A 25,754-nucleotide genomic window follows, 5' to 3' on the forward strand; every position below is an offset into this window, starting at 1 on the left:
CGCACTGCTCTCAGCGCTTTCTGGGGCTGGGCATTTGATGAAATGCGGGTTGCACGCCCGGGCGCTTCGCTGTTTGGTGGCACTTGGAAATGGCGTCGCTCTGCATGATCCGGCCTATGGCGGAACGCGGAAACCGTCACGTGAAACCCTTGAGCGAGAGGACATACTATGGCTGTTAAAAACCGTTTGGCCGAGTTGCACGACGAGATCACTGCATGGCGGCGCGATATTCACGAGAATCCCGAGATCCTGTTTGAGACGCATCGCACCAGCGCCTTGGTTGCTGAAAAGCTTCGGGAATTTGGCTGTGACGAGGTGGTGACGGGCATTGGGCGTACCGGGGTTGTCGGGGTGATCAAGGGCGCAACGAATAAGTCTGGTAAGGTTGTGGGCTTGCGCGCGGATATGGACGCGCTGCCTATTCATGAGCAGACCGGAGTAGACTATGCCAGCAAGACGCCGGGGGCGATGCATGCCTGTGGCCACGATGGTCATACCGCGATGTTGTTGGGGGCGGCCAAGTATCTGGCAGAGACGCGGAATTTTGACGGCACAGCGATCGTGATCTTTCAGCCGGCGGAAGAAGGCGGCGGCGGTGGCAAGGAAATGTGTGACGACGGAATGATGAAGCAATTCGGCATTCACGAAGTCTATGGGATGCACAATTGGCCCGGTATGCCGGTGGGTGCATTCTCAATCCGCGAGGGCGCGTTTTTTGCAGCAGCAGATCAATTCGACATCCATTTTGAGGGCAAGGGCGGTCATGCCGCCAAGCCAAATGAGACCATAGACACCACTGTGATGGCGTCGCAGGCCGTGTTGGCGCTGCAGACGATTGCCAGTCGCAGCGCGGACCCGGTTGAACAGATTGTTGTTTCGGTCACGTCGTTTGAGACCTCGTCTCAGGCGTATAATGTTATCCCGCAAAAGGTGCATCTCAAGGGGACTGTGCGGACCCTGAGCGGTGCGGTTCGTGATCTGGCCGAAAAACGGATAAATGAGATTTGTCAGGGGGTTGCGGCGACCTTCGGAGGAACCGTTGTGGTTGATTATCATCGAGGCTATCCGGTGATGGCGAACCACAGCGAACAGACGGAATTTGCCGTTGAGGTGGCCAAGTCAGTTTCTGGCGGGTGTGATGAGGCGCCATTGATCATGGGGGGCGAAGATTTCGCCTTTATGCTGGAAGAGCGGCCAGGGGCCTACATCCTGATGGGTAATGGCGATACGGCGATGGTGCATCACCCGGAATACAACTTCAACGATGAGGCGATTCCGGCGGGATGCTCGTGGTTCGCAGAGGTTGTCGAAAAGCGGATGCCTGCAGCGTAAGTGATTGAAAGAAAAGGGGGGGCAGTTTGCCCGCCCTTTGGTCAACCGCCAGTGTGGCTCATGTGGCGGGTCATTCTTCCCGCCACGTCTTGGCGGGAATAGTCGAAATCATGGCCCTTGGGTTTGAGGGCGATGGCGGCGCGGATTGCATCTTCGAGAACGGCATCTTCGGTTGAGGCACGCAAGGGCGCGCGCAGGTCGGCCCGGTCTTCTTGACCAAGACACATGAAAAGCTCACCGGTGCAGGTGAGGCGGACGCGGTTGCAGCTTTCGCAGAAATTATGCGTCAGCGGCGTGATGAAGCCTATCTTCTGGCCGGTTTCCTCGATCTTAACGTAGCGGGCAGGGCCGCCCGTGCTCTCGGCGAGGTCTTGGAGGGTGTAGTGATTCGCCAGCGTGGCGCGCAGATCTTTGAGCGGCCAATATTGGTCGAGCCGGTCTTCGTTGCCGATATCGCCCATCGGCATGACCTCGATCCAGGTGAGATCCATGTCGCGCGAGGCGCACCATTCGGTCAGCGAAATCAACTCGCTCTCATTAAAGCCCTTGAGCGCGACGGCGTTGATCTTGACGCGCAAGCCTGCCTCTTGTGCGGCGTCGATACCGCGAATGACATTGTCGAGTTTGCCCCAGCGGGTGATCTGGGCGAATTTCTTGGGATCGAGCGTGTCGAGCGAGATGTTCACGCGGCGCACACCCGCATCGGCCAAGTCTTTGGCAAAGCGGTGTAATTGCGAGCCATTGGTGGTCAGCGTCAGCTCTCTCAGAGCGCCGGAGTCAAGGTGGCGCGACATGGCGCGGAAATAGGTCAGGATATCGCGGCGCACCAAAGGCTCACCGCCGGTGATGCGCAGTTTTTCGACCCCAAGGCGGATGAACGCCGTGCTGATCCGGTCAAGCTCTTCCAGCGTCAGCAGGTCGCGCTTGGGCAGGAAGGTCATGTTTTCGGACATGCAATAGGTACAACGGAAATCGCAACGGTCTGTCACGGACAGGCGAAGATACGAGATCGGGCGTTGAAACGGGTCAATCAGGGGCGTTGTCATACGCCGACGGTAGGCCTGGGCGGAGGGCTGCGCAAGGGCGATCAGGAGAGATTGATGCGCGACACAGATGCGCATAGGGTAAAGGCATGAAACATATAATCAGTGCTTTCCTTGCGGGTTTTCTTGTGGTGGGCTGTGCGCAGCTTTCGCCGCAAAATCAAATGGATACGCCAGAATCAGGGCAGGTTCGACCGATGGCGCGCCCCGAGGGTGGAGCCGCAATGAGGCCACCCGCGTCGGCGCGCACCGTGGATCAGTTTGATACGACCTCTGCGGCGGAAAAAACGGCCGCCAAGAAGGCCGCCGAGGAGTCGCAAAAAAGCGGCAAGGGCAAGCTTTTGGGGCGTACGGTGGCGTCTCTTGGCGATCCGACCGATCCGGGAATCTGGATTAAAACGCCTTTGGTTTCAACGCCTTCCAAGGGGCGTGTGGTCTATCCGGCGAATGGCAAGGCGGTGCAGCTTGATCTTATCCCGATTGAGGGGGAGGCCACGGGTGGAAGCCGCATGTCGCTGGCCGCGCTGCGCGCGATCGAGGCGCCGTTGACCGATCTGCCGGAAGTAGAAGTTTATTCCGAATGAAGGCAGCGCCCCGTGTGGTTAACTGCGGGGCTGCCCCGGCTTTGGGGGGGTGACTCGCGTCTGACTTGTGGCTGCTGCCCGGCTGCCGGGGGATGCGAAAGGGTTTGTTAGGAAATGGGTTAATGCGGCGCGCGGAGACGCGACAGTGCTTTAACCTTTGGGAAGGAGACGCGCGGCTTCCTTGCGCGCGAAAGGCTTCATCCGCTCACCATAGGTGGCGAGGAATGCGATGGTGCGGGCGGAGTCGTGTTTTGAGAGCTCGCGCAGCCACCATGCCACGGCTTTCTGGATGAACCATGCATGGTCATCGACATAAGTGGCGGCCCAGCCGAGCACGCGGTCGCGGATGGCGAGATCATCGGGTTTGGGATGGTTCTGTTTGGTCCAGGGCAGGGTGATGACCAGCGCGGCGCGCCGGGTCCACAAGTGATCCGAAGTGGTCCAGGTCTCGACAGTGTCGATACGCGAGGGATCGGCGGTAAGGCGCTTTTGACCGGCCATGCAGGCGTGATCTGCGATTGCCCAGCTATCAAAGTCGGGAACCCAGGATTGGATCAGCTCCCACGCGGCTTCGTCTGGGCGGATGCGCGATTGGGTGAGCAGTTTGGCAGCACTGAGCCGCGCCTCGAATATATCGGTCTGCCAGAGTTGGTCGGCGAGGGTGACGCGGTTTTCGACACTGAGGCTCTGACGCCATTCTTTGGTCAGATCGTTGAGGGCGGGGTTGGGGATACCCAACACCCCGCGGCTTTGTTTGTGATATTTTGCCTGACCTTCCGCGCGGCCCGGTTCTATGAGGGTTTTGAGGGCGGCAAGGGCGTCATCAAGCGAGAGATCGGTCATTCGTTCCCCGTCATGGTTTGGGCTGAGTTGAGCAGGTGGCGCGGCGCGCGATCAGGGCGTGTTTTCGTCAGGCTCTGCGTCGCGCTTGGCCTTCTTGGCGCGCAGGGCTTGCATCAGCTTTTGGGCCATGCCGGGTTTGTTTTCCTGCACGGCGCGACCGATGGCCAGAGCGCCCGCAGGCACGTTTTGGGTGACGGTTGTGGCGGTGGCTGTCATGGCCTCGTCGCCCACGCTGACCGGGGCGACGAACATGGTGTTGGAGCCGATGAAGGCGCGCGCGCCGATAGTCGTGCGATGTTTCATCACGCCGTCATAGTTGCAGGTGATGGTGCCCGCGCCGATATTTGTGCCTTCGCCGACGCTGGCGTCGCCGATATAGCTAAGGTGATTGGCCTTGGCACCCGCTTCGAGGGTGGCGTTCTTGATCTCGACAAAATTGCCGACATGCACATCTTCGGCCAGTTCAGCGCCGGGGCGCAGGCGTGCGTAGGGGCCGACGATGGCGCCGCGCGAAACGTGGCAGCCTTCGAGATGCGAAAATGCGCGAATGTGAGCGCCGGATTCGATGGTCACGTCAGGGCCGAAGACCACGTTTGGCTCAACAATTGTGTCGCGCCCGATGATGGTGTCATGGGCAAAAAAGACCGTTTCGGGGGCGTGTAGCGTGACGCCGTTTTCCAGCGCTTCGGCGCGGGCGCGCGCTTGGAAGGCGGCCTCGGCTTCGGCCAGTTGGGCACGGGAGTTAACGCCCATGGTTTCGGCCTCGTCACAGGTAACAGCGGTGGCACAGAGGCCGCGCGCGTTGGCGAGGCCGACGATATCGGTGAGGTAGTATTCTTCGCTGGCGTTGTCGTTTGTGACGTCAGAGAGAAGGGAGAAGAGCGTTTCGGCGTTGGCCATGATTACGCCAGAGTTACATAGGTTTATGGCGCGTTCTTCGGGTGACGCATCCTTGAATTCGACGATCTTTTCAAGGGTATCGCCAGACATCACCAAGCGGCCATAGCGGCCCGGATCGGCAGCGGTAAAGCCGAGCACGACGACGTCATGGGTGGCGCGTGCCTCGGCCATGGTTTCGAGCGTTTCAGGGCGAATAAAGGGGGTGTCGCCATAGAGCACGATGACATCGCCGGTGAAGCCTTTGAGCGCGGCTTGCGCCATCTGGACCGCGTGGCCTGTGCCGTTTTGCTCGGCTTGAAGAACCACTTCGGCGGTGTCGTCATAATCGCGGGCGGCGGCGGTGACCGCATCAGCGCCGTGACCGGCGACGATAACAGTGCGTTCGGGGCTAAAGCCCGCGCCTGATTTCATGGCGTGGACCAGAAGCGGGGCGCCTGCAATCTGATGCAGCACCTTCGGAAGATCGGAGTTCATTCGCGTGCCTTGTCCGGCGGCGAGGATGATCAATGCGGTGCTCATCAAGGTTTCTCTTGTTATTTTGACTGTGCCCCGTTTTATCCGGTTGGCAGGGCGAGGCAAGGGGCGTGACTGTTTAGGGCGGGCCTGTGTGACTTGTGGGGTGGGTATGCGCCAGAATGAGCGCCGGAAAGGGCAAAGATGAAAACGGTTATTTTCGATCTCGACGGGACGTTGGCGGATACCAGCGGCGATTTGATTGCGGCGGCGAATGCGTGTTTTCGCGAGATGGGCGCGGGCGATGTGCTGGATATGGGGCGCGATGCGGGCACGGCGCTGCGCGGCGGCAAGGCGATGTTGCGGCTGGGGATGACGCGGCTGGGCAACGTGGAGGAGGACGCGATTGAGCGGTGGTATCCGTTCTTGCTGGATGCTTATGCGCAAGGGATTGACCGCCATACGGTGCTGTATCCCGGTGCGATGGAGGCTGTGGAGGCTTTGGGGCGCGCGGGGTTTGGCGTGGGGATTTGCACCAACAAGCCCGAGGCGCTGGCCGAGCAGTTGCTGGTGAGTTTGGGTATTCGTGACGCTTTTGCCTCGCTAGTTGGGGCCGATACGCTGGCGGTGCGCAAGCCGGATCCCGAGCCGTTGTTTGAAGCGGCGCGGCGCGCGGGGGGCGATCCGGCACTGTGCCTGTTGGTGGGCGACAGTGATACCGACCGCAATACGGCGGCGGCGGCGGGAGTGCCATCGGTGTTGGTGACCTTTGGGCCGTCGGGTGAGGATATGGTGGCGCTTAACCCAGAAGGGCTGCTTGAGCGGTTCGAGGATTTGCCGGAGATGGTGACGCGCCTTTTGGCGGATGTTTGATGGCGGTGTGAGTGGCGCGAAGAACCGGGGCGCTGCCCCGGACCCCGGGATATTTTCGGCAAGATGAAGGGGCGGGCGCGTCAGGCGGGGGCCATGAGCAGGGCTGCGAGGTCGGTAAAGGGGCGGGTTTCGAGTGTGTTGATGGTGTCTTCGATCTGGGCTGTTCGGGTGGGGCCGAGGATGGGCGTGGCGTAGGCGCGGTATTTGGCGCGAAGATCGGATTCGGTGGGTGGGTTTTTGGGGCCCCAGCGGGGTTCTATCCAGTCGGTTTGGAACCTTGTGCCATTGGTGAGGGTGAGGGTGGTGCGCGCGAAACGCTGATGCGGGAAACGGGTGTTGGCGTGGTCGTGTTCGCGCAGTTTTGTGGCGCGCGAGAGGCGCAGGGTTTCCGGGTCTTTGAGGGCATCGTCGGCCAGGTGTTCGGGGCGGATATCGCCGTGCACAAGGGCGAGGGCGCAGGGGAAGGATGTGGAATATTGTGCCTCGTCTGTGAGTTTGGGCTCTGCCATGGCGAGGCGGACGGCTTCGTGGAAGGTTTCAATCTCGATTTTGGCGACATCGGCGGCGGCGAGGTTGTGGGCCTTTTTGAGGGCGAGGATGCCTTCGACCGGGCCCTGGGCCCAGCGGCAGACCGGCCAGGGTTTGTAATATTGCGCGGCGACCTGCCAGGTCTGGCCAAGGTCGGCCCAGTGCTCGGGGGATTTTTCAGTGATGATTGAGGGCGCACCGGTGAAGCCGGAGCGGGCCAGCAGCGCGGCGGAGGTGCCTGCCATCGCGCCCCAGCCAGAGCCGTCTTTGACCATTGTGGGATGATCAATGCAGCGCATCATCTGGCTGCGGGGCCCGTGGTATTCGGCGATACCGAGGGCGTGGCGGGTTGTTTCATGATCGAGTTTGAGAAGGCGTGCGCCAGCGGCGGCGGCGGTGACAGCGCCCCATGAGCCGGAGGTGTGATACTCAAGCGTCGTGGCGTGTTGGGCGACCGAAGCGCGCGCGCCAAACTCATATCCCATAGCGAGGGTGGCGAGAAATTCGCTGCCCGCAAGGCTTTCGGGCGCAAGGGCGAGGAGCGCGGGGAGCAGAGGGCAACCGATATGGCCCTTGGCCGGATTAAAGCCATCATGGCCATCAAGGCTGTCGATGCGCATGCCAGCGGCGAGGGCGACGCCGGTGGGCGAGGCGGTGCGCGCGTCAAACAGCATGGGGTGGGAGCCTGCGAACTGGGTTGCGGCGTGATCGGCGATTATCTGCGACACGCGGGTGGTTTGGGCGGCGGCGGCGACGGCGATCAGATCAAGCAGCGAGAGGCGGGCCATCAATTGCGCGCGGGGCGGCAGGGCGTGCCATTGCAGGGTGTGGATGAAGGTGATGGGATCGGGGTTGTCCATGGGATCAGTTTGGGCCGTGCGGGGGCGTGTGCCTTTGTCATTTGCGTCATTCGGTGGGGTGGGGAGCGACATTGACGCGCGCGATTGGGCGGCGCATTAAATGTTCATGGAAAAATTCAACGGCAGTTTCACCCAGCAAGAACCGATCCCCGATGAGGCGATCAAGGCGGCTTTGGACGTGATGAGGGGCGGACGTTTGCACCGCTATAACGTGGCAGAGGGGGAGACCGGTGAGGTTGCCCTTTTGGAGCAGGAATTCGCCGAGGCGATGGGGGCGAAATATTGCCTTGCGGTGGCGTCGGGAGGCTATGCGCTGGCCTGTGCTTTGCGCGCGGTAGAGGTGCGGCCCGGTGACGAGGTGCTGACCAATGCGTTTACGCTGGCACCGGTGCCAGGGGCGATTGCCAGTGTCGGGGCGGTGCCGGTGTTTGTCGGGGTGGATGAGGGGCTGACCATTGATCTGGACGATCTGGAGGCCAAGGCGACAGGGCGCGCGAAGGTTTTGATGCTGAGTCATATGCGCGGGCATCTGGCGGATATGGACCGTTTGATGGCGATTTGTGACGCCGCCGGGATCGTTGTGATCGAGGATTGTGCGCATACGATGGGGGCGCGTTGGAACGGGCGACTGTCCGGGACAGATGGGGTGGTCGGGTGTTATTCAACGCAGACGTATAAGCATCTCAATTCCGGCGAGGGCGGGTTTCTGATCACCGATGATGCGGAGGTTGCGGCGCGCGCGATCATGCTCTCGGGGTCATATATGCTTTACGGGCGGCATCTGGCGGCGCCGGGGCCGGAGGTGTTTGAGCGGGTGAAATATGTGACGCCGAATGTGTCGGGGCGGATGGATAACCTGCGCGCGGCGATCCTGCGGCCTCAGTTGGCGCGGTTGCAGGCGCAATGCGAGGCGTGGAATGCGCGCTATGGTGTGGTTGAGGCGGGCTTGCGCGGCACGCCGGGCTTGCGCGTGGTTGAGCGGCCCGAACCGGAGTATTTCGTTGGTTCGTCGATACAGTTTTTACTGCTGGATTGGAGCGAGGAGAAGATCGGCGCGGTTCTGGCGCGTTGTGCGGCGCGCGGCGTTGAGCTGAAATGGTTTGGCGGGGCGGAGCCGACGGGATTTACCAGTCGTTATGACAGTTGGCGCTATGTTGACGCGGAGCGGATGCCGGGGAGCGACCGGATTTTGAAGGGCATTTTGGATATGCGGCTGCCGCTGACCTTTTCGCTGGACGACTGTGCGTTGATTGCGCGGATTATCCGGGCCGAGGTGGGTGCGGTGTTTCAGGAAGGGTGAGGCGCGGGTTTGGACGCCAAGAGGCGGTCGAGCGAGAGGGGGCCGGCGCCCTTGATGACGAGGATGATCAGCAGGAAAACCCAGAGACTGCGTTGATCCATCAGCAGGCTTGAAGCGTCATTGTCAAACCATGCGCCGATGGTTGCGGGTTCGTTGATGACGCCGTGGCCGAAGAGGTCAGTGAGCGTCTGCACGGCGATGAAGCCAAGCATGCCGATGGCGGCGAGGCGGGTGAGCAAGCCGAGAACAATCAGCGCAGGAAGGAGGAATTCCGACCATGTGCCAGCCACGGCGATGACCCAATGGAAGACTCCGAACTGTGAGGTGTCATAGTTGAGGGCTTCGGCGGTCTTCGGGAAGATCTGAAAATAGGCGCTGGTGGGGTTGAGGAAGCCGAAAAAGCCGTCTCCCAGCTTGGTGAGGGCGGATTTCCAGAAATACATCAAGAGGACAGCCGCGAAAAGGAAGCGCGCGAGGCTGGGGATCAGCCAGTCGAGCTTTTCGATGTGATGTGTTAGGGAATTATAAAGAGATATCATGGTATTCATGCCTGATCCTCAAGTGTTGCGTGAGTTAGGGCTTGGGTTTGAAATAGGAGTGTGAGAAGAGCGGAAAGATCGAAATTGGTGGCGTTTTCCGCGGCTTGACCGAGAGTTTGGCCTTCGTTTAGGGCGGTGATGAAGTCGGCGGCACCGGCGGGTAGAAGCTGTGGGACCGGATCATAGTCGGGGCGGGTGATGAGGACGTCTTGTGCGGTGTGTGGCGGTTTTGGTGCGTCGGTTTCGGTATTGAAACGCCATATGCCATGGATCGGCCAGCGCGAGCGGAGGAGGATCACGGCAGGGGCGAATTGGAGGGCCAGACGCGGCAGGTCTTCGGGGGCTATGGCTGTGAAGATTGCAGGATCAAGCGGGGGGGCATCTGCGGCGTGATAGCTTTTGACCAGGGCGCGCTCTAAGCGGGCCATGTCGGGGAGATAGCCGAGATGGGCGAGGGGTTCGAAGGCTTCAAGGAACGCGGGGAGGTTTTCGCCATAGGTTGACAGGATCGGCGATGTCGGCGGATGGGCGCGCAGGTAAATCCCGGCGAGGGCTTTGAACGTGTCGTCGCCGATAAGCTTGCGAAGGATCGGGAAGGTCTGCTCAAGTGCTTCGGTGAGGGAGGTGGCGACGTTGTTGCGATAGACCGAGAAACGCGCACCAGCAGGGTTGCCCGCGCCATCAAACAGGTCGGGTGGCACGGGGTGCGACGGGTCGAGAAGGGCCGCTCGAAAGGTGGTTTGATCGCTCATAGCGTGGCCCCTGCGCGCGCGGCGGTCTTTGCGGGGGCGGTAAGCCCTGTGAGAGACGAGGCGGCGCGCGAGGCTTCGGCTGCGAGAATGGGCCATTCGGGCACGTCGTTGTCCCATTCGATCAATAGCGGGCGGGGGCCGGAGCGAGCCAATGTGTGATCCAGCAGCGCCCAGACGGGTTCATCAACCGCACGCCCGTGGCTGTCGATCAAGAGGGGTTTGCCGTGGTCATCCGCCTCGGTGTCATGCCCGGCGAGGTGAATTTCGCCGACAAGATCGAGTGGGAAGGCGTCGATATAGGTTTGCGGCGAAAAGCCGAGATTGGTGGCGGAGATGAACACGTTATTCACATCAAGCAGGAGACCGCAGCCAGTGCGGCGGGCAATTTCACGCAGGAAATCGGGCTCGGACCAGGTGCTTTGCGCAAAGGCGAGATAGGAGGAGGGGTTTTCAAGCAGCATGGGGCGGGCGAGCGTCTCTTGAACCTGATCAATGTGGCTGGCGACGCGGGCAAGTGTTGCGTCGGTGTAGGGCAGTGGCAGGAGGTCGTTGAGGAAATTACTGTCGTGGGTGGACCAAGCGAGATGCTCAGAAAAGCTGGCGGGTTGAAGCCAGTCGCAGAGATGGCGCAGGCGGGCCAGATGATCGGGGTCGAGCGGGGTTTCACCGCCGATTGAAAGTCCGACGCCGTGCACGGAAATCGGAAAGCGTTCAGAGAGATGGCGCAATTGTGCGAGCGGTCGGCCACCGGCGCCCATGTAGTTTTCGGCGTGGATTTCAAGCCAGCCGACGGGTGTGGGATCATCGGTAATGGCCGCATAGTGCTGTGGCTTGTAGCCGACGCCGGGTGCGGGGGGCAAAGAAGTGTGACGCTGTTGGTCAAGCATGTCTGTCTCCGCATGAGGCGCATTTGTCGGGTGTGGCCGGGCGGAGGGTTTCACTCCGCCCGAAACCGGGGCGTTTAGGAGGGCAGATCGCGGCTCAGCTCTTCGAGCGAGCCCATGCGTGCGGACCCATCGGCCATGGCGGGCAGTTCCATCGAGGCGCAGGTGCCTTTTTCGACCATTGTCCAGGCGTTGCCTTGGTAGTCGACCTTGGATGTGCCTGCGCAAGTGGTGCCTGCGCCGGCTTTACAGTCGTTCTGACCGGCCAGCGACACGCCGTAGCATTTTTCCTGCTCGGCGGCGGAAACGGAGGTGGTGTGTGCGGCGATTGCCGTGGCGACGGCGCCAGCGAGGGCGATGGTTTGCATGGTATTGGACATTTCGGGTCTCCCTTTGATGGATCACTTGGTTTTTTAATCTGATCGCTGAGTGCGATGGGAAATTGGTAACCTCACATATCACATTTAGGCCACTCACGAGCCTGTGCATCACGCAGGCGTCAGAGCCCAGCGGCGCGCCGTGAGCAAATGTTTCAGCGAATCACGCGATAACCTGTTGAAAACAAAAGAAAGGGCGCCGCAGCTATCTGCGACGCCCAAAACGCTCCGGCGCTGGAATGTTACAAGTCACATCGCAGGCGCGGAATGTTTACGTTAAGATTCTAACGCAAATCCGGCGGTGTCGCCTCGACCTTGAGGGCCGCGACAACGTCGTCAAGTGCTTGCACCGAGGTCTGTTTTTCGCCCAAACGGCGCAGGGTGACGGTTTTTTCCTCAACCTCGCGATGGCCGAGCGCGAGGATCACCGGCACTTTGCCGAGCGAGTGTTCGCGCACCTTGTAGTTGATCTTTTCGTTGCGTAGATCGGCCTCGGCGCGGATGCCGACGGCTTGCAACGCGGCGGTGACTTCGCGGGCGTAGTCATCGGCCTCGGAGACGATGGTGGTCACGACGACCTGACGCGGGGCGAGCCAGAAGGGCAGCTTACCTGCGTGTTCTTCGATAAGAATGCCGATGAAACGCTCAAAACTGCCCAAGGTAGCGCGGTGCAGCATGACGGGGCGGTGTTTGGCACCGTCAGGGCCGATGTAATTGGCGTCGAGCCGTTCGGGCAGGACGAAATCAACCTGATGGGTGCCGCATTGCCAGTCACGCCCGATTGCGTCGGTGAGGACGAATTCGAGTTTCGGGCCATAGAAGGCACCTTCGCCGGGGTTGAGTTCGGGTTCATACCCGGCGGCGCGGGTGGCCGACAAGAGCGCGGCTTCGGCCTTGTCCCACACGTCATCGGACCCGGCGCGCAGATCGGGACGGTCGGAGAATTTGACCTTGAAGTCTTCAAAGCCGAGATCGCGATAGACGTTCGACAGGAAGTCGATGAAGCGGGCGGTTTCAGATTCGATCTGTTCTTCGGTGCAAAAGATATGCGCGTCGTCCTGGGTAAAGCCGCGCACCCGCATGATGCCGTGCAGCGCGCCCGAGGGCTCATAGCGGTTGCACGAGCCAAATTCGGCCATGCGCAACGGCAGGTCGCGATAGGATTTCAGGCCCTGTTTGAAAATCTCGACATGGCAGGGGCAATTCATCGGTTTGAGCGCGTTGACCGATTTTTCGCGCGCATGTTCCTCGTCAACTTCGACGATGAACATGTGTTCCTGGTATTTTTCCCAATGCCCGGAGGCTTCCCAGAGTTTGCGGTCGACCACTTGCGGCGTGTTCACTTCGACATAGCCGCCGCGTTGTTGCATCCGGCGCATGTAGTCCTGAAGGCCAGTGTAGATGCGCCAGCCGTTGGGGTGCCAGAAGATCTGGCCGGGGGCTTCCTCTTGCATGTGAAAGAGGTCCATCTCGCGACCCAGTTTGCGGTGGTCACGTTTGGCGGCTTCTTCCAGCATGTTGAGGTATTTGCGCAGGTCTTCCTTGTTCTGGAAGGCAACGCCATAGATGCGTTGCAGCATGGCGCGGTCGGAGTCACCACGCCAATAGGCGCCTGCGACGCTCATCAGTTTGAAGGCGTCGGCGGGGAGTTGGCCGGTGTGTTGCAGGTGTGGGCCACGGCAGAGATCCTGCCAGTCGCCGTGCCAATACATGCGCAGAGGTTCGTCGCCGGGGATCGCCTCGATCAGCTCGATTTTATAGGGTTCATGGGTGCCGCGATAATGTTCAATTGCGCGCGGGCGTTCCCAGATTTCGGTGCGCACCGGGTCGCGAAGGTTGATGATCTCTTTCATCTTCTTCTCGATGGCGCCGAGGTCTTCTGGGGTAAACGGCTCTTCGCGGTCGAAATCGTAATACCAGCCGTTTTCGATCACCGGGCCGATGGTGACTTTGACATCGGGCCAAAGCTCTTGCACGGCGCGGGCCATGACATGAGCAAAGTCATGGCGGATCAATTCGAGCGCGGGGGCCGCGTCTTTCATGGTGTTGATGGCGATTGATGCATCAGCGTTGAGCGGCCATTGCAGATCGTGATGCGCGCCATTCACGGTGGCGCTGATCGCCTTTTTGGCGAGAGAATTGGAGATGCTGGCGGCGACATCGGCGGGGGTGACCCCGGCGTCGTACTCGCGCGAATTGCCATCGGGAAAGGTGAGAGAGATTTGTGCCATTGCGGCCTCCTCGTCAGTTTGGCGCCCACGGAACGCCCGGTTGCGGGTTATGTGTGTAAGGCGTGATTTGGCGGGGATGGCGGGCGTTGTCAATTGTTTGGGCTAAATTGTGGGTATGGGTGCGGCAAATGGGCCATGTTGTCATCGGTGGGACATCGTGGCGGACCCCGGCGGTCAAGAACCGGGTTAATCAATTACGTCGTGTTTGCGCATGGCGCGAAAAGCGGGGACACTGGCGGCGCGGTGGAAGGGGCAGAAGGACGGATGATATGAGCATGAAAAGCGCCCTGTTTCAGCGTCTGAGCGGGGCGACAAGCGAAGCGCAACCGGGAGAGGCCGGGAATTTCCTGCGCCATGCCGGGGCCTTGACGCTGACCAAATCCGCCGATGGGTTGTTTGACCCGAAACTGGTGTTGAGTTGGCTTTTGACGGCCCTTTCGGTGCCTGCGTTTTTTGTCGGTTTGTTGGTTCCGATCCGCGAGGGCGGGGCGCTGTTGCCGCAATTGTTCATTGCCAGGCGCATTCACGCGATGAAGGAGCGCAAATGGGCGTGGGTGTGGGCGAGCGTCGTGCAGGGGGCGATGTTGGGCCTGATTATCTTGATTGCATTGAGCCTTGAGGGCGCGGCTGCGGGGGCGGCGATTTGCGCGGCGCTGGCGGTTTTGGCGGTGGCCCGGGCCTATGCCTCGGTGAGTTACAAGGATGTGTTGGGGCGCACGGTTGCCCAGACCCGGCGCGGGGCGGCGACCGGGTTTGGGGCGTCGGCGTCGGCGTTGGTGGTAATCGGTTTTGCGTTGCTGTTGATGGGAGCGCCGGTTGCGCGCATGACGTTGGTCTGGGGCGCGCTTGGCGTGGCGGCGGGAGCGTTTCTGCTGGCGGCGGTGGTCTTCGCCGGGTTGCACGAAAGCGGCGACGACGCGACGCGCGATACGCAAGAGGGCGGGTTACGCGCTACGCTGGGCCAAATGCGATTGTTGCGCGAAGAGCCGGGGTTGGCGCGGTTTGTGGTGGCGCGGGGCTTGCTTGTGTCGAGCGCGCTGGCGCCGCCTTATCTTGTGCTCTTGGCGTCGGAGACGGGGAACGCGGCGTTTGATCGGTTGGGGGCGTTGGTTCTGGCCTCGGCCATTGCGTCGTTTTTGTCGAGCTATGTATGGGGGCGATTGGCGGATCGCTCGTCGCGCCGGGTGTTGATCTATTCCGGGTTGGCGGGGGCGGGCGCCCTTGGTCTTGCGCTGGGGCTGCGGGCGGCGGGGTTGGCGGGTACGCTCTGGGCGTTGCCGCTGTCGCTGTTTTTGTTGATGATCGCCTATCACGGGGTACGGCAGGGGCGCTCAACCTATTTGGTGGATATGGCGCCGGAGGGCAAGCGGCTGGCCTATACCGCCGTCGCCAATACGGCGATTGGTGTGTTGTTGTTGGGCGCAGGCGTGTTTGGGGCGCTGGCCAGTTTTGCGGGTGCTGCTGTGACGCTGGGCTTGTTTTGCGCGATGTCGGGCATGGCGGCGGTGGTGGCCCACGGCCTGGATGAGGCGGAAGAGTGATTGCGGGGCGGGCGTGGCCCCGATAGCCTTGGTGTCAAACCAAGGAGTAGAGGCATGAGCGAATTTCTTGAAACGCCTGAGGGGCGGCGGTTGGCTTATCACAAGAGCGAAGGTGTGGGGCCGTGCGTGGTGTTTCTGGGCGGGCTGAAATCTGACATGGAGGGCACCAAGGCGGTGCATCTGGAGGCATGGGCGCGCGCGCGTGGGCGCGCGTTTTTGCGGTTTGATTATTCCGGGCATGGCGAGAGTTCGGGCCGCTTTGAAGACGGGTGCATCGGCGATTGGCACGAAGATACGCTGGCGGCGGTCGAGACGCTGTGCGAGGGGCCGATGGTGGTGGTTGGCTCAAGCATGGGAGGGTGGCAGGCGCTGTTGCTGGCGCGTGCGTTGCCAGAGCGGATTGCCGGGATGGTGACGATTGCGGCGGCGCCGGATTTTACCGAGGACGGCTATTGGGCCGATTTCAGCGAGGCGCAGAAGCGCGCGTTGGAGGAGGTTGGTCACGTGGAATTGCCAAGCGATTACATGGAGCCTTATGTCATTACCAAGCGGATGATCGAGGACGGACGCGAGCGGTTGGTTTTGCGCGCGCCGCTGGCGTTGCGGTTTCCTGTGCGGTTCTTGCAGGGCACGGCGGATACCGCCGTTTCGGTGGCGACGGCAGTGCGATTGCTGGAACATGCAGAGGGGCCGGACATGCGGCTTACCCTGGTCAAGGATGCTAATCACCGGTTCTCGGATGAAACCTGTCTGGGTCTGGTCGAGGCCGCGGTTGAGGATGTCATTGCGGTAGGAGGTGGTGGCTGATGTGGGAATGGATTGAGGGGGTGTGAGAATGGAGCAGAGGGTATCGCTTATCACGTTGGGGGTGGCGGATATGGAGCGCGCGGCGGCGTTTTACGAGGCGCTGGGCTGGAGGCGTGTGGAGAGCCCGGATGGGGTGATCGCATTTGATCTGATCGGTCAGACGCTGGGGCTTTATCCGCGTGCGAAGTTGGCCGAGGATATTGGCGTGCCGGAGGCCGCGTTGGGGCATGGCGGCATGACGCTGACTTATAATGTGCGCGAGAAGGGCGAGGTAGCTGAGGTGATCGAGGCGGCGCGGGCGGCGGGTGCGAAGGTGTTGAAAGAGGCGGCGGATGTGTTTTGGGGCGGGCATCATGGGTATTTTGCCGATCCCGACGGGCATGTCTGGGAGGTGGCGCATAACCCGTTTTCAGAGTTGTCGCCGGAGGGCGCGTTTCGCTGGAACGGGTATTGAGCGCGGCTGAGATGGCCAGATGATGCGGCGCCCGCAGAGCATGTGGAGCCTTGAGACGCTGGGCCGGGTGCGGTTGAGCAAATATTTCTATATGCGCGAGTTTCTCTATTCGGAGATCGCGAATTTTCACGGGCTTCAGAATATTCCCGACGACCCCGATCTGGCGATTGAGAATGGGCGGGCGTTTTGTGAAAGCTTGCTTGATCCGCTGGAGGAAACCTTTGGGCGGGTTGCGGTAAGGTCGGGGTATAGGTCGCGCGAAGTGAACCGGTTTGGCAATGAAAACAAACTGAACTGTGCGCGAAATGATAACCCGATGGAATGTCATATCTGGGATTGGGGGCGCGGCGAGGGCGCGGTGGCGGGGGCGACGATCGTGATCCCGTGGTTTGCCGATCAATACGAGGCGGGGCGTGATTGGCGCGATTTGGCGTGGTGGGTTCATGACCATTTGGCCTATTCCGAAATGTGGTTTTTTCCCAAGCTTTGCGCCTTCAACATCAGTTGGCGACCCGCACCGTGGCGCACGATTTCAAGCTATGTGGCACCGCGCGGCACGCTTTTGCGGCGCGGTGAGGCGCCGGGGGAAGCCTTGGAGGTCAGACAGGCGCGCTATGCAGATTTTCCGCCGTTTCGGGGCTTGGTGCTGACCGGCGGTTGATTGCCGTGTTGTGGTGAAATGGCGGTTGACGCTGGGCGCAGTCCTGCGAAGTTGGGGCCGCAATTTCAGGAGTGAAGATTCCCCATGAGCGACCCATTGGTTCTGGTGCCCGGCATGATGTGCGATGCGCGGCTTTACGGCCCTCAGATCGAGGCGTTGAGCCGTGAAATGAATATCATGGTGGCCTGTGCGACGCAGGGTGAGCGGATCGAGGAAATTGCCTCGGATATCCTGATGTCTTGTCCGCAGAAATTCGCGTTGGCGGGGCTAAGTATGGGCGGGATCATTGCCATGGAAATTCTGCGCCGTGCGCCCGAACGGGTGACGCGGATTGCGCTGATGGATACCAATGCGCAGGCCGAAACGCCGCAGACCTCGGCGGGGTATGAGCCGATGATTGTCGGGGTGAAGGCGGGCAAGCTGGACGAGGTGATGCGCGGCTTTTTGAAGCCTGATTATCTGGCGCCGGGGCCGGGGCGGGTCAAGGTGTTGGGGATGATGGCGGAAATGACGCGCGATCTGGGAGCGGAGGTTTTTCTGCGCCAGGTGCGGGCGTTGCAGCGGCGGCGCGACCAACAGGCGACGTTGCGTAAAATCAAGGTGCCTGCGCTGGTGATGTGCGGCGCGCATGATCGGCTGACCCCGGTGAAACGGCATGAGTTCATGGCCGAACTGATCCCCTATGCCAAGTTGCATATCGTTGAGGATGCGGGCCATGTGCCGACGCTTGAAGCGCCCGAAGAGGTGACCGACACGTTGCGGACCTGGATGAGGCAGCCGTTCGTGCTGCAATAGCGCGATGGGTTTTTTCAAAGGCAGCAAGCGGACACTCCAGCGGGCGCAGATCTGGACCCGCAAGCATATCCCGCCGGTGCTGCGGCTGGTGGCGGGGCTGTTGCTGATCGGCGGGGGCGTGGTGGGGTTTCTGCCAATCGTGGGTTTTTGGATGATCCCGCTCGGGGTGGCCGTGGCGGCCTTGGATGTAGTGCCACTTTGGCGCTGGATCGTGGGGCGCAGGTAGGACCGGCGTTTCAGGCCGAGGCGGCGCGGCGTTCTTCGCGTGTGAGTACAGTTGGGTTGACGACGGGTGCGCCGGTGGTGTCAAAGCACGGCGTTTTACGCCATTGACCCGAGAGATTGGCGCCAAGAGCCATTCGTATCATTCGAAAAGCGATCCGGGAGATGCCTTTGTGGCGGTATTTGCCGCTGGGATCTTTTTTGAACGCCCAGCCGATCTGTGGGCCAAGCGGGGCGGTGTCGTTGATCCGTTTGGCGGTCATTGAGACGATGGCCACACGCGGTTTGCGTGGGGTGGAGAAGAGCGGGGCGTTGCAGCAATCGGCATACCAGCGATAGAGGCCCTTGGGCGAAAGCTGTAGGGCTGCAAGGTGTTCGACGCCGGATGTGATGTGCAGATTGTCGGGCGTGGTTTGCCAAATTTCGACGCCATCCGGGGCCGGATCAGGCTGACCCAGGTGGATTGCGGAGGCGCGGCAATCGGGGCAATGGCAGGATAGATGGCTGCCCACGTTTGGCGAGGCGACGTCAAGATGGCCGCAAAGTTTGCCGCAAGTGCAGGAAAATGAGACCTCGGGCATTTCGGTGCTCTCTTTGGGTTCGGTCAGCTTGGGGAATTGTCGCAAGAAGTGTGCTTCGCGGCAAGCGTTTGTGGTGCAACGCTGTCGTCTGAAGGGGTGTGAATGTGCGGGAGTGGGGGAGGGGCGGCGAAAACCCGCTTGGGGTAGCCAGTCGGATCGGCGCGCGTCGCAATCAAGATGCGGCGCGCGCTGATCAGTGCCTCGTCTGACGAGCAGGGTCAGGCGGCGGCGTTCTTGTTGGCGGCTTTCTTGCCCTTGGCTCGGGAAGGTTTTGACGCCGTTTTGGCCGATGCGCTGCTGGCTTTGTCATCGCCGGAGTTGGCGTCGATGAAATCAATAACAAGCGGGCGGATGTTGTTGCGCCAGCTGCTGCCGGCGAAGATGCCATAGTGACCCGCACCCGGTTCGACATGGCTGGCTTTCTTGCTGTCGGGCAGGCCGGTGCACAGATCAAGCGCGGCAATACATTGGCCGGGGGCGGAAATGTCGTCTTTCTCGCCTTCAACAGTTTTGACCGCAACGGTGGTGATTGCACCGATGTCTACCTTGTGGCCGTCGACCACAAATTCATTCTTGGCGATTTCGCGGTTCTTGAACACGCGTTCGACCGTCGAGAGGTAGAATTCGGCCGTCATGTCCATCACGGCGAGGTATTCATCGTAAAACCGGTTATGGGGGTCGTCATCACCGGCTTGGCCCTGCATTACGCGCATGATCTGATCCTGGAAGGCTTGCGAGTGACGCTCGCCATTCATCGACATGAACGAGGACAGTTGCAGAAGGCCGGGGTAGACCATGCGGCCAACGCCCTTGTGTTTGAAGCCGACACGCTGAATTGCGGTTTCTTCGAGTTGGCCCATGGTGACGCGGCGGCCAAAGTCGGTCACATCCGTTTCGGCGGCGTCAGGGTCGATCGGACCACCAATGAGGGTCAGCGAGCGCGGCTGTGCTTCGGGGTCTTGCTCGGCCAGATAGGCGGTGGCGGCAAGGGTTAGGGGGGCGGGCTGGCACACGGCGATCACGTGGGTGTCGGGGCCAAGCGCCTTCATAAAATCGACAAGGTAGAGTGTATAATCCTCGACATCGAACTTGCCTTCGGAGACCGGGATATCGCGCGCGTTGTGCCAATCAGTGATATAGACTTCACAATCGACCAGAAGCGATTTCACGGTCGAACGCAGCAATGTGGCGTAGTGACCCGACATTGGTGCCACCAGCAAGACTTTGCGCTGGGCGGGTTCGCGGCCGGGAATGGAGAAATGAATCAGATCGCCAAACGGGCGTTCGACCACGGTTTCGATATTGACGAGGTGATCTTTGCCGTCCTCGCAGGTGAAGGTGCGGATGCCCCAGCTGGGCTTGACCACCATGCGCGCAAAGGTGCGTTCTGTCACTTCGCCCCAAGCCGCCATCCATTGAAAAGCGGGGTTTGGAACCATTGAGAACATCGGGTAAGATGCCAGAGACAGGGCGGAGGCACCAAGCCACTGATTGGTATTACGGAAAGTTTCCATCAGATCGTAGGTGGCCATATAGCGCATGCGCGTTTCCTTCGTTACCGTGAGTCGGGATAGACCCGTTTTGCCGCGCGGCCCCACATTGCGGTGGCACTATGCTGCATAGCAGCGAAGATAGGGAGAAATTATTAAAATGACAACAAAAGACGATGTCACACCCGATACGCTCGACAAAATGACGGCAAATTTGGCACGGGTCGAGGAGTTGTCACAGCGTCTGATAAGTGTTTTGACCCACCGTACACCGGCGAATCCGACGCTGAATGGCCCCGAGCAAGAGTTGTTCGTGCGCGCTGCGGGGGCTTATTGGCATGAGTGGATGCAGAATCCTTCCAAGATTTTCGAGCATCAATTGGAATACTGGGGCAAGTCGGTCTCAAATTTCATGGAAGTGCAGCAGCAGGCGTTGAAGGGTGACGTAGAGACAGTTGAGGATGTTGGGCCGCAAGATCCGCGCTTTTCCAACCCGATGTGGAGTTCGAATCCCTATTTCAACCTGATCAAACGTCAATATCAGCAGAACGCCGAGGCGATTCGTCAGGCAGTGGAAGATGCCGAGGGGATGGAGGAAACCGACCGCCGTCGGCTGCGTTATTTCTCGAGTCAGATCATAGATATGATGGCCCCAACGAATTTTCTGGGCACCAATCCCGATGCTTTGGAACGTGCGGTCGAGACCGAGGGGGACTCTCTGGTCAAGGGGTTGGAGAACCTGGTTGCCGATCTGGAACGCAATGACGGTGAGATGTTGGTGCGGCTGGCCGATGACTCTGCGTTCGAGTTGGGGCGCAATGTGGGGGCCACGACGGGCGAGGTGATCTTTCGCAACCGGATGTTGGAGCTGATCCAATACAGCCCGACGACAGACGAGGTGCATAAGACGCCGCTGGTGATCTTTCCGCCATGGATCAACAAGTTCTACATTCTCGATCTGAAACCGGCCAATTCGTTGATCAAATGGATCGTTGATCAGGGCTATACGCTGTTTGTGGTTTCCTGGGTCAATCCGGGGTCGGACCTCAGAGATGTCGGCATGGGCGACTATATCGAAGATGGGTTTCTGGAGGCCATTCGCGTGGTCAAGGAAATCACCGGCGAGAAACAGGTCAACGCGGTGGGCTATTGCATTGCCGGAACCACGTTGAACATGACGCTGGCGCTGATGAAGAAGCGCGGCGACAAATCGGTGAAATCGGCCACCTTCTTTACTGCGCTGACCGATTTTTCCGATCAGGGCGAGTTTACCCCCTTCCTGCAGGAGGATTTCATCGAGGGGATCGAGGCGGAGGTCGACGAGATCGGCGTGCTGCGCAGTTTCATCATGTCGCGCACCATGTCTTATCTGCGCTCGAACGATCTGGTTTATACCCCGGCGATCAAGAGCTACATGCTGGGGGAGACGCCGCCGGCCTTTGATCTGCTGTTCTGGAACGGTGACAGCACCAACCTGCCGGGGCGCATGACCAAGGAATATCTGCGTTGGCTGTGCAGCAAAAACCTTCTGGTGACCGATGGCATTGAGCTGTTTGGTGAGAACCTGCATATCCGCGACGTTGATGTACCGTTCTGTGCCATCACCTGCGAGACCGATCACATTGCGCCGTGGAAGGATTGCTATCGCGGGATGCGCCAGGCGGGATCGAAGCAGAAAACGTTCATCCTGTCACAGTCGGGCCATATCGCGGGGATCGTCAATCCGCCATCAAAGAAGAAATACGGCCATTATACAAATGACGACACCAGCCTTGATCACGAGGCATGGCGCGCGGGTGCGGAATTTCACCAGGGGTCGTGGTGGCCGCGTTGGGAGAGTTGGCTGCGCAAGCGTTCAGGCAAGAAAATCCCGGCACGTGAGCCGGGTGATTCGGGCTATAAACCGCTTGCCCCGGCACCGGGAACCTATGTTTCGGCCAAGCCAGTCGTTTAATATCAATGAGTTATAAGGTTTATGCTGCAATGCAGCATAAACACTTGATTTGCTGCGATGCAGAAAGTATATTGTTTGCAGACGCAGAAACGCGGGTCTCATCCCGCACCGCAAATCAAGGATTAGACCAATGGCCAAAGCACAAGATTTCACCGCCGTCATGAAAGACATGATGGGCGCATTCCCCGTTGATACCGCCGCTTTTGAAAAATCGTTCCAGAGCCAAGCTTCGCTGAACGAGAAGCTGACCGGTGTGGCGCTGTCCGCTGCCGAGAAATCCGCCGAGATTTCCAGCAAATGGACCAAAGACACGCTGTCCAAACTGTCGGACATGAGCAAAGCCAAAGCCGAGCCTGCCGATTACGCCAAAGCAATGACCGATTTCGCATCGGCCACTGCTGAAGTTGCTGCCGAAAATATGGCAGCTTTCGCCGAAATCGCCAAGAAAGTTCAAACAGACACCGTTGAACTGATGATGGCTGCTGGCAAAGAAGCAGGCGAAGAAGCCACTGCCGCAGTGAAAAAAGCCACTGACGACGTGACCACGGCTGCCAAAAAAGCCACCACGGCCAAGTAAGACCGAGAGGTCGTGCGCACATCCCTCCTCCCTCTCCTCCCGTACGGGATGTGACACATGCGAAGGGCGAGCCATTATCGGCTCGCCCTTTTCTTTTATTCTGCAAGCGCGTAGGGTTTTTCTGCGGTGCTGCATCTCTGGGGAGGAAACTTCGTGGCCGATAGTGAAAAACCACTTCTGATCAAGCGTTACGCAAGTCGGAGACTCTATAATACCGAGACAAGCGATTATGTGACTCTCGATGACATTGCCGGATTTATCCGTGGTGGGCGCGAAGTTCAGATTATTGATCTGAAGAGCGGGGATGACCTGACGCGGCAGTACCTGCTGCAAATTATCGCCGAACATGAGAGCCGGGGCGAGAATGTATTGCCAGTGTCCGTGCTCAACGATCTGGTGCGCAGTTATGCCAGCCAGGCGACGAGCGTGGTGCCTCAGTTTCTTCAGGCCAGTTTCGAAATGTTGCGCGATGGGCAATCCAAGCTGATGGACAATATGGGCGTCATGAGCCCGATGGCAAAGATGCCGGGGTTTGAGGCGATGCAGGCGCAGCAAGCTGCCTTCATGAAGGCCATGACGGGGGGCTGGGTGCCGGGAACTGTTCCGGGGGCCGATGATGAGCCGAGCGAGGCCAAGAAACCGGAGCAGGACGGTGGCGAGGAGCTTGACGAGATCAAGGAGCAACTCGCAGCGCTTCAATCGAAGCTTTCCAAACTCGGCAAATAGGCCGTGCCATGACGAAGCCATGACGACCGGCCCCGGCAAGATCACCTTGTGGGGGATCGAAGTGTTCATCGCCACGGCGGAGGAACGTTCGATTTCGGCAGCGGCGCGGCGCTTGGACGCCTCGCCTTCGGCCGTGTCGCAACAGTTGACCAATCTGGAAACGGCGATGGGCGTCACGCTGCTGATGCGCAATGCGCGCCCGGTGCGGCTGACCCCGGCGGGCGAGATGTTTCGCCGCCGCGCACAGAATATCGTCAATGAGGCCGCACAGGCCCAGGCGGAATTGGCGATGCGCGATCTGGGGGCGCTGACCCGGTTTCGTCTTGGTATGATCGAGGATTTTGAAGCGGATGTGACGCCGAGGCTTCTGACCCATATGGCGCAGGAGTTGAAATCTTGTCAGTTCCTGCTTGAGACCGGGGCGAGCCATTTCCTCTATGATCAGCTGGATGCGCGCGCGCTTGATATGATCGTGGCGGCCGAGATGGGGGCGTCGGCGGATTGGATGGAGGTGCATCCGATCCTTGAAGATGGCTTTGTGGTGGCGGCGCCGCTCGGGGCGGTGGACCCGACAGGCGATGTCTTGCGCCAGCTTCAGCGGCTGCCGCTGGTGCAATATACCTCGCGCCACTGGATGGGGCGGCTGATTTCAGATCATCTGATGCGGCAGAACCTTCGTCTGGCGTATCAGTTCGAGCTGGATAGCTATCATGCCATTCTTGCGCTGGTGGGGCAGGGTGCGGGCTGGACCATTCTCACGCCGCTGGCGTTGATGAGGGCACGCCGGTTTGCCGACGAGATTGACGTGATGGAGTTGCCGTTTGCGCCGCTGAGCCGGACGATCAGCCTGATCGCGCGCAAGGGCATCATGCAGGACATGCCGGGGCAGGTGGCGGGCGAGTTGAAGCCGATCGTGCGCTCGGCGATCATTGAGCCGGCGGTGCAGGCGCATGCCTTTGTCGGCGACGTGCTGAAGCTGCTCTAGCGGCGCGCGATCAGGGGCCAACCGGGCGGGGCCATGGCCTTGCAGCAGGAAAAACCGCCACATGTTTGCCCACGGCAGGTGAGGAACGTCAGGTGCCGTAGACCTTTTGTGCGCCCATCACATCCTGAGCGGCGAGGACCAGCGTGTTGGCGAGCCAATCGCAGTCGTCCAACGTGAGGCGCGCAGGCAGGCGGGCGTCACAGGCGCGCATCAGCATGGCGCGGGTTTTCGGGAGATCGGGCGCGGGGCCGGGGATGAATTGCCAGTTCCAGAAGGCGCGGGCGTTGTCGGTGGAAAGCCCGAAAACCTGCACCTTGACGCCGCGAAGGGCAGCGGCGGCGGCGAAGGCTTTGACCTCGTCATCGGACATGCCCACAAGATTGAATTGAATCGAATCCGGTGCGCGCTCTTCCGGGGGCAGGGCGTCGGGCACGGTGATCCAGGGGGAGCGGTTGAGCGCCGCCGCGACATGATCGTGGTTGCGTCGACCATCGCGCACGCGGCGGGGGATTTCGGGGATTTGCGCGCGAATTACAGCCGCCGAAAGATTGCCGAGGCGTAGATTGTAGAGTGGCAGCTTGTTCTGCCAGCGCGTGAGAGCCTGTTCCAGTGCGGCAGAATTGTCGCCCGGGCTGAGGTGCTTTTGCCAGTTGTGCTCATAAGCGCCCGACATGATGACGGCGCGGGCGACGAGATCGGGATCATCGGTGATCAGGATGCCGCCTTCGCCGGAATTGAGCAGCTTGTAGGATTGAAACGAGAAACAACCGACGCGCCCGATGGTGCCGATCTTGCGCCCATCCCATTCAGTGCCGAGCGAATGGGCGGCGTCTTCGATCACGGGAATGTCGCGCGCATCACAGAGCGTCATGATCGCGTCCATATCGGACGTGTGGCCGCGCATATGCGAGATGATGACGGCGGCGATATCGTCATCGAGCCGGGCTTCAAAGTCGGCCATGTCGATGCGGTAATTTTCAGCTACTTCGCACAGCACTGGCACGCAATCGGCATGGATCACCGAGGAGGGAACGGCGGCAAAGGTGAAGCCGGGAATCAAGACACGGGCGTCGCGCGGCAGGTCCAACGATTTGAGAGACAGGAACAGTGCGGCGGAGCAGGACGACACCGCGAGGGCGTATTTCGCGCCCATATGGGCGGCAAATTCACGCTCTAACAAGGCAACAGGCGCATCCTCGGGAGCGGTGTAGCGGAAGAGATCGCCAGAGGCGAGCAGGCGGTCGATCTCGGCGCGGGCCGTCTCGGGGATCGGTTCGGCATCATAGACATTGGGGGCGGGGGCCGCAGCCGGGGAATGAATTGTCATGCTCGTTCAGGTTTCCCGAAGGTTGTTTTCGGAATTTTTAAACGAATTTGCGGGGATTGGGAAGGTTTAATGCGGCTGACGTGGGGGCGTTTGGCGGGGGCAGGAGGGGGGGGGGGGGGGCCCCCCCCCCCCCCC

General features: G+C 60.3%; 26 protein-coding genes. 14 read left to right on the plus strand and 12 right to left on the minus strand.

Translation table 11 applies throughout. The annotated features are described in order from the left end of the window. Nucleotides 1-168: 168 nt before the first annotated feature. A complete protein-coding gene (locus tag LZG00_18655; protein MCF3596006.1) occupies nucleotides 169-1,332 on the plus strand; it encodes a M20 family metallopeptidase in 1,164 nt (387 codons plus the stop codon). Between the two features lie 41 nt (nucleotides 1,333-1,373). On the opposite strand, the gene moaA is transcribed toward LZG00_18655, so the two are convergent. Then, the gene (gene moaA / locus LZG00_18660; GenBank protein ID MCF3596007.1) at nucleotides 1,374-2,378 is read right to left on the minus strand and encodes a GTP 3',8-cyclase MoaA; all 1,005 of its coding nucleotides are present in this window, start codon (nucleotides 2,376-2,378) and stop codon (nucleotides 1,374-1,376) included. 86 nt (nucleotides 2,379-2,464) lie between these two features. On the opposite strand from moaA, the gene LZG00_18665 reads away from it, so the two are divergent. Beyond that, nucleotides 2,465-2,959: a hypothetical protein gene (locus LZG00_18665; GenBank protein MCF3596008.1), complete on the plus strand. Its 495-nt coding sequence runs from the start codon at nucleotides 2,465-2,467 to the stop codon at nucleotides 2,957-2,959. Nucleotides 2,960-3,109: 150 nt separating this feature from the next. Here LZG00_18665 and LZG00_18670 read toward each other — a convergent pair whose 3' ends face one another. Together LZG00_18670 and glmU are read right to left on the minus strand one after the other, a co-directional pair. Continuing rightward, entirely contained in the window at nucleotides 3,110-3,802 is a 693-nt protein-coding gene (locus tag LZG00_18670) for a DNA alkylation repair protein (GenBank protein MCF3596009.1), read from the minus strand. Between the two features lie 51 nt (nucleotides 3,803-3,853). Further along, nucleotides 3,854-5,221, minus strand: a complete 1,368-nt coding sequence (gene glmU, locus LZG00_18675; GenBank protein ID MCF3596010.1) for a bifunctional UDP-N-acetylglucosamine diphosphorylase/glucosamine-1-phosphate N-acetyltransferase GlmU — start codon at nucleotides 5,219-5,221, stop codon at nucleotides 3,854-3,856. Nucleotides 5,222-5,359: 138 nt separating this feature from the next. Here glmU and LZG00_18680 point away from each other — a divergent pair, with 138 nt between their 5' ends. Beyond that, nucleotides 5,360-6,028 (plus strand): HAD-IA family hydrolase, encoded by a 669-nt coding sequence (locus tag LZG00_18680; GenBank protein ID MCF3596011.1) that lies wholly within the window; start codon nucleotides 5,360-5,362, stop codon nucleotides 6,026-6,028. 80 nt (nucleotides 6,029-6,108) lie between these two features. On the opposite strand, the gene LZG00_18685 is transcribed toward LZG00_18680, so the two are convergent. Next, a complete protein-coding gene (locus tag LZG00_18685) occupies nucleotides 6,109-7,488 on the minus strand; it encodes an MmgE/PrpD family protein (protein MCF3596012.1) in 1,380 nt (459 codons plus the stop codon). Nucleotides 7,489-7,516: 28 nt separating this feature from the next. Here LZG00_18685 and LZG00_18690 point away from each other — a divergent pair, with 28 nt between their 5' ends. Beyond that, nucleotides 7,517-8,716 carry a DegT/DnrJ/EryC1/StrS family aminotransferase gene (locus tag LZG00_18690; protein ID MCF3596013.1) on the plus strand — a complete coding sequence of 400 codons (1,200 nt, stop codon included), beginning with the start codon at nucleotides 7,517-7,519 and terminating at the stop codon, nucleotides 8,714-8,716. Here LZG00_18690 and LZG00_18695 read toward each other — a convergent pair. The 5 genes from LZG00_18695 to thrS all read right to left on the minus strand — a co-directional run bounded on the left by LZG00_18695 (nucleotide 8,704) and on the right by thrS (nucleotide 13,499). Then, nucleotides 8,704-9,264, minus strand: coding sequence for a DoxX family protein (locus LZG00_18695; GenBank protein ID MCF3596014.1), 561 nt, complete (start codon nucleotides 9,262-9,264; stop codon nucleotides 8,704-8,706). The genes LZG00_18690 and LZG00_18695 overlap by 13 nt on opposite strands. Continuing rightward, nucleotides 9,261-10,007 carry a DNA-binding domain-containing protein gene (locus tag LZG00_18700; GenBank protein MCF3596015.1) on the minus strand — a complete coding sequence of 249 codons (747 nt, stop codon included), beginning with the start codon at nucleotides 10,005-10,007 and terminating at the stop codon, nucleotides 9,261-9,263. Before LZG00_18700 ends, LZG00_18695 begins: the two co-directional genes overlap by 4 nt. Next, the gene (locus LZG00_18705) at nucleotides 10,004-10,894 is read right to left on the minus strand and encodes a DUF692 domain-containing protein (GenBank protein ID MCF3596016.1); all 891 of its coding nucleotides are present in this window, start codon (nucleotides 10,892-10,894) and stop codon (nucleotides 10,004-10,006) included. Before LZG00_18705 ends, LZG00_18700 begins: the two co-directional genes overlap by 4 nt. A gap of 74 nt (nucleotides 10,895-10,968) precedes the next feature. Then, nucleotides 10,969-11,271: a DUF2282 domain-containing protein gene (locus LZG00_18710; protein MCF3596017.1), complete on the minus strand. Its 303-nt coding sequence runs from the start codon at nucleotides 11,269-11,271 to the stop codon at nucleotides 10,969-10,971. Nucleotides 11,272-11,552: 281 nt separating this feature from the next. Then, nucleotides 11,553-13,499, minus strand: a complete 1,947-nt coding sequence (thrS, locus tag LZG00_18715) for a threonine--tRNA ligase (GenBank protein ID MCF3596018.1) — start codon at nucleotides 13,497-13,499, stop codon at nucleotides 11,553-11,555. Nucleotides 13,500-13,768: 269 nt separating this feature from the next. On the opposite strand from thrS, the gene LZG00_18720 reads away from it, so the two are divergent. The 6 genes from LZG00_18720 to LZG00_18745 all read left to right on the plus strand — a co-directional run bounded on the left by LZG00_18720 (nucleotide 13,769) and on the right by LZG00_18745 (nucleotide 17,983). Beyond that, complete coding sequence (locus LZG00_18720) at nucleotides 13,769-15,040, plus strand: MFS transporter (GenBank protein MCF3596019.1); 1,272 nt, start codon at nucleotides 13,769-13,771, stop codon at nucleotides 15,038-15,040. A gap of 54 nt (nucleotides 15,041-15,094) precedes the next feature. Next, entirely contained in the window at nucleotides 15,095-15,847 is a 753-nt protein-coding gene (locus LZG00_18725) for an alpha/beta hydrolase (GenBank protein MCF3596020.1), read from the plus strand. 28 nt (nucleotides 15,848-15,875) lie between these two features. After that, on the plus strand, nucleotides 15,876-16,301 hold the full coding sequence (locus LZG00_18730; GenBank protein ID MCF3596021.1) for a VOC family protein: 426 nt from the start codon (nucleotides 15,876-15,878) through the stop codon (nucleotides 16,299-16,301). Nucleotides 16,302-16,341: 40 nt separating this feature from the next. After that, nucleotides 16,342-16,962, plus strand: coding sequence for a hypothetical protein (locus LZG00_18735; protein ID MCF3596022.1), 621 nt, complete (start codon nucleotides 16,342-16,344; stop codon nucleotides 16,960-16,962). Between the two features lie 84 nt (nucleotides 16,963-17,046). Beyond that, complete coding sequence (locus LZG00_18740) at nucleotides 17,047-17,757, plus strand: alpha/beta hydrolase (protein ID MCF3596023.1); 711 nt, start codon at nucleotides 17,047-17,049, stop codon at nucleotides 17,755-17,757. 4 nt (nucleotides 17,758-17,761) lie between these two features. Further along, complete coding sequence (locus LZG00_18745; protein ID MCF3596024.1) at nucleotides 17,762-17,983, plus strand: hypothetical protein; 222 nt, start codon at nucleotides 17,762-17,764, stop codon at nucleotides 17,981-17,983. 10 nt (nucleotides 17,984-17,993) lie between these two features. Here the strand turns inward: LZG00_18745 and LZG00_18750 are convergent, their stop codons facing one another. Both LZG00_18750 and phaZ read right to left on the minus strand, forming a co-directional pair. After that, nucleotides 17,994-18,560 carry a DUF6151 family protein gene (locus LZG00_18750; GenBank protein ID MCF3596025.1) on the minus strand — a complete coding sequence of 189 codons (567 nt, stop codon included), beginning with the start codon at nucleotides 18,558-18,560 and terminating at the stop codon, nucleotides 17,994-17,996. A gap of 218 nt (nucleotides 18,561-18,778) precedes the next feature. Continuing rightward, a complete protein-coding gene (gene phaZ / locus LZG00_18755; protein ID MCF3596026.1) occupies nucleotides 18,779-20,101 on the minus strand; it encodes a polyhydroxyalkanoate depolymerase in 1,323 nt (440 codons plus the stop codon). Between the two features lie 109 nt (nucleotides 20,102-20,210). On the opposite strand from phaZ, the gene phaC reads away from it, so the two are divergent. From phaC to LZG00_18775, 4 genes are all read left to right on the plus strand, one after another. Beyond that, a complete protein-coding gene (phaC, locus tag LZG00_18760; GenBank protein MCF3596027.1) occupies nucleotides 20,211-22,004 on the plus strand; it encodes a class I poly(R)-hydroxyalkanoic acid synthase in 1,794 nt (597 codons plus the stop codon). 130 nt (nucleotides 22,005-22,134) lie between these two features. Next, nucleotides 22,135-22,581: a phasin, PhaP gene (locus tag LZG00_18765; GenBank protein MCF3596028.1), complete on the plus strand. Its 447-nt coding sequence runs from the start codon at nucleotides 22,135-22,137 to the stop codon at nucleotides 22,579-22,581. 153 nt (nucleotides 22,582-22,734) lie between these two features. Continuing rightward, a complete protein-coding gene (gene phaR / locus LZG00_18770) occupies nucleotides 22,735-23,307 on the plus strand; it encodes a polyhydroxyalkanoate synthesis repressor PhaR (GenBank protein MCF3596029.1) in 573 nt (190 codons plus the stop codon). A 19-nt stretch (nucleotides 23,308-23,326) separates the two neighbouring features. Further along, entirely contained in the window at nucleotides 23,327-24,292 is a 966-nt protein-coding gene (locus tag LZG00_18775; GenBank protein ID MCF3596030.1) for a LysR family transcriptional regulator, read from the plus strand. A gap of 88 nt (nucleotides 24,293-24,380) precedes the next feature. On the opposite strand, the gene LZG00_18780 is transcribed toward LZG00_18775, so the two are convergent. Continuing rightward, the gene (locus tag LZG00_18780; protein ID MCF3596031.1) at nucleotides 24,381-25,619 is read right to left on the minus strand and encodes an aminotransferase class I/II-fold pyridoxal phosphate-dependent enzyme; all 1,239 of its coding nucleotides are present in this window, start codon (nucleotides 25,617-25,619) and stop codon (nucleotides 24,381-24,383) included. Between the last annotated feature and the right edge of the window lie 135 nt (nucleotides 25,620-25,754).

This window comes from Rhodobacteraceae bacterium LMO-JJ12, assembly GCA_021555075.1.
In the GTDB taxonomy this organism is placed as follows: domain Bacteria; phylum Pseudomonadota; class Alphaproteobacteria; order Rhodobacterales; family Rhodobacteraceae; genus JAKGBX01.